Source organism: Idiomarina sp. UBA4206, from assembly GCF_002383015.1.
In the GTDB taxonomy this organism is placed as follows: Bacteria; Pseudomonadota; Gammaproteobacteria; order Enterobacterales; family Alteromonadaceae; genus Idiomarina; species Idiomarina abyssalis.
Genome location: NZ_DFTS01000027.1, coordinates 1 through 2,567, shown reverse-complemented (window position 1 = coordinate 2,567; position 2,567 = coordinate 1). Strand labels below are relative to the sequence as shown.

The 2,567-nt window shown below is 46.6% G+C and carries 3 protein-coding genes; all 3 read left to right on the top strand.

Annotated elements, in window-relative coordinates; all coding sequences use genetic code 11:
- A partial coding sequence (locus B3180_RS05850) for a site-specific integrase (RefSeq protein ID WP_286843507.1) occupies positions 1–777 on the top strand: 777 nt, incomplete at its 5' end.
- Between the two features lie 51 nt (positions 778–828).
- Positions 829–1,764: an HD domain-containing protein gene (locus B3180_RS05845; protein ID WP_278358534.1), complete on the top strand. Its 936-nt coding sequence runs from the start codon at positions 829–831 to the stop codon at positions 1,762–1,764.
- Positions 1,697–2,567: hypothetical protein (locus B3180_RS05840; RefSeq protein ID WP_286843504.1), on the top strand; the 871-nt coding region annotated here is incomplete at its 3' end. The genes B3180_RS05845 and B3180_RS05840, both read left to right, overlap by 68 nt.

Sequence of the window (2,567 nt, the reverse complement as noted above, 5' to 3'; positions counted from 1 at the left end):
CTTGAGTTTCGGGCCTCACTCGCCAAAGTTACGCCCCGAAGCAACAAGTCGCTATCTCCGTCGCGGATAAACCACATCATGACGCCTTTGCGCATGATTTTGAATGAAGCAGCCAACCGCTATAATTTTAGCTCACCTTACCAGGGAATTAAATCGCTTAAGGTGCCGCGTACGGATGTTGAGCCATTCACCATTGATGAGGTGCGCCTCATCATCGAGAAGGTCCGCCCCGATTTTCGGGACTACTACACCGTGCGGTTCTTCACTGGCATGCGGACAGCCGAAATCGATGGGCTCCAGTGGGATGCGGTGGATTTTGACCGCCGGCAAATCATGGTGCGCAGCACCATCGTGAACGGTGAAACCCAAAGCACCAAAAACGATGGGTCGTTTCGCGCCATCGACATGAGCGAGCTGGTCTTCGATGCATTGAAACATCAGTGCGAAGCAACCGGTGATCAGCAGTACGTATTCTGTACCCGCAACGGCTCGCCACTATCGCATAACAACGTGACCAAACGTGTCTGGTATCCACTGCTTCGGCACCTTGGGTTGCGTAAACGCCGTCCTTATCAAACCCGTCACACCGCTGCCACGCTTTGGCTGGCAGCAGGGGAGAGCCCTGAGTGGATTGCGCGGCAGATGGGGCACTCAACGACCGAAATGTTGTTTCGGGTGTACTCGCGGTATGTGCCGAACCTTACCCGCCAGGACGGCTCTGCGTTTGAGCGGTTGCTCAAGTCCAATTTCAATGATTTCAAACCTGACGCGGAGTAAGTGCACGCTTACTTCACCGCAATACTGATTTAATGACTCTGGAGAATTCTTATGAACACGATGACAAACATCACTGTGAACGACACCATTCAACCACTACTTATCGATGCGCAGGAATACATGCGCTTTTCAGGACGCTACTATCTGTGCGATGTTGAGTATGTCCAAACATCCCAGGCGGAGGAAAAATGCAAACTAACGCTGTCCGACAGCTCTGGCACGTTAGAGGTCTACGCTCGCTACGAGCAACTGAAAAATGAAGCGATATTGGTGGACACGATGCTTCACGTTGACGTCGCCAAATCCATCATTGGTGAGCAAAGCATTCGTGTCTGCAAGTTGCTTGTCTGTGCAGACGACTGCGAAACCATTGGTACATCACTGGCCGCATTGCCAATAGCCAAATGTCCGCGGCCGGATATCTTTAAAGCGTTGCTTGTGATGGAAAGTCGCATTGAGTCTGATGTCATGAAAGAATTTCTGTGTGATGTATTGCTACAAAAGCACGTGGCGGCAGCCTATCTTGAATGTCCTGCTTCTTTGAATGGACACCACAGTTGCGGAGCAGGGCTCCTTGAGCACTCGATTAACGTGGCCTGGAATATCTTGGGTGTGCAAGCGTTCAAGCCGATTGAGCGAGACACAGCCATTGTTGCTGCGCTACTGCACGATATCGGAAAAACTCAAACCTTAACGAACCAGCAGAGGCCGACCCGGTTAGGATGCCGCGTTGACCCGCACCATCTGACACTGGAGCTTTGCGCGAAGGCATTAAGGAAACTCGACGCAAAAGCGCCGCTGCTGGCTGAACGCCTTCGGGAAGCATGGATAGCGCTAATACCGGAGGGCTCATCAACCAGAGGCGACAAGCTGTTACTGATTGACGCATTGGAGCGTTCAAAGCATTTCAGCATCGAGGGTGAGCAATCCATGGCCTTTCTGGCCGATGCGGAAATGGGCGTGCCCGTCACCTCAGCCAATCATTAATTTCTTTAATTTAATTAATGGCTGCCTAGCTGGAGATGATTTTCCTCTTCTTTTAGATGACGGAAAAGTTTTTAATGAAAATATGTTCTACAAACACGTACACGAAGCTAAAATGGCGGTGGGTCAATCTCCTTTTCGAACTCGCAATGAGAATTTAGATCTTGATCCTGAAACAAAATCCCAAATCTCTGAAATTTTAACGGAAGCTATGGATCAAACGACAGGTCTTTTGATTCCTTACAATGCCTGCGTTGAGTTGAAAGATGATCCCATGCTTAAATACGTTCGGTTTATTGAATACGAAAAATATATTGCTATCTTTGTCCACGATCAAAAGGATCGTTTTCTTTCTGAACTTTATGTTAAAGGAGAAAAAGAATTTAGATACTGGATGTTTAATACGGGTCAAGTGTTTGATTCTAAAATTGCAGAATCTTCCAAGCTAATTTATTTAAAAATAACTGCTTGCATTCGTGATTGGAAAATTTTGATTGAACGAGACTCTACGATGCAAGTCAGATCTCGTCCAATGATTCCACAGGGAGTTAAAACTAATAAGAAAAGATGGATTTATTTACCACGAGTGACTTACAAACATTCAGAAACAAGAGAACAAAGAAGTCGAGAAAAGATTTTCTTTAATGAAAGTCGAAAATTTAGTGGAGACCGAAGAGCACACCGTAGAAAACTTCCAAGTGGCATGAAAGCTTCTAAAACTCAAATGATTTTAGCGAGAGATGTCAATTTTTATGTTCCTGAAGGTTATACGTTTGTTAGAAAAACGCTTTGGGGTAAAATTAAAA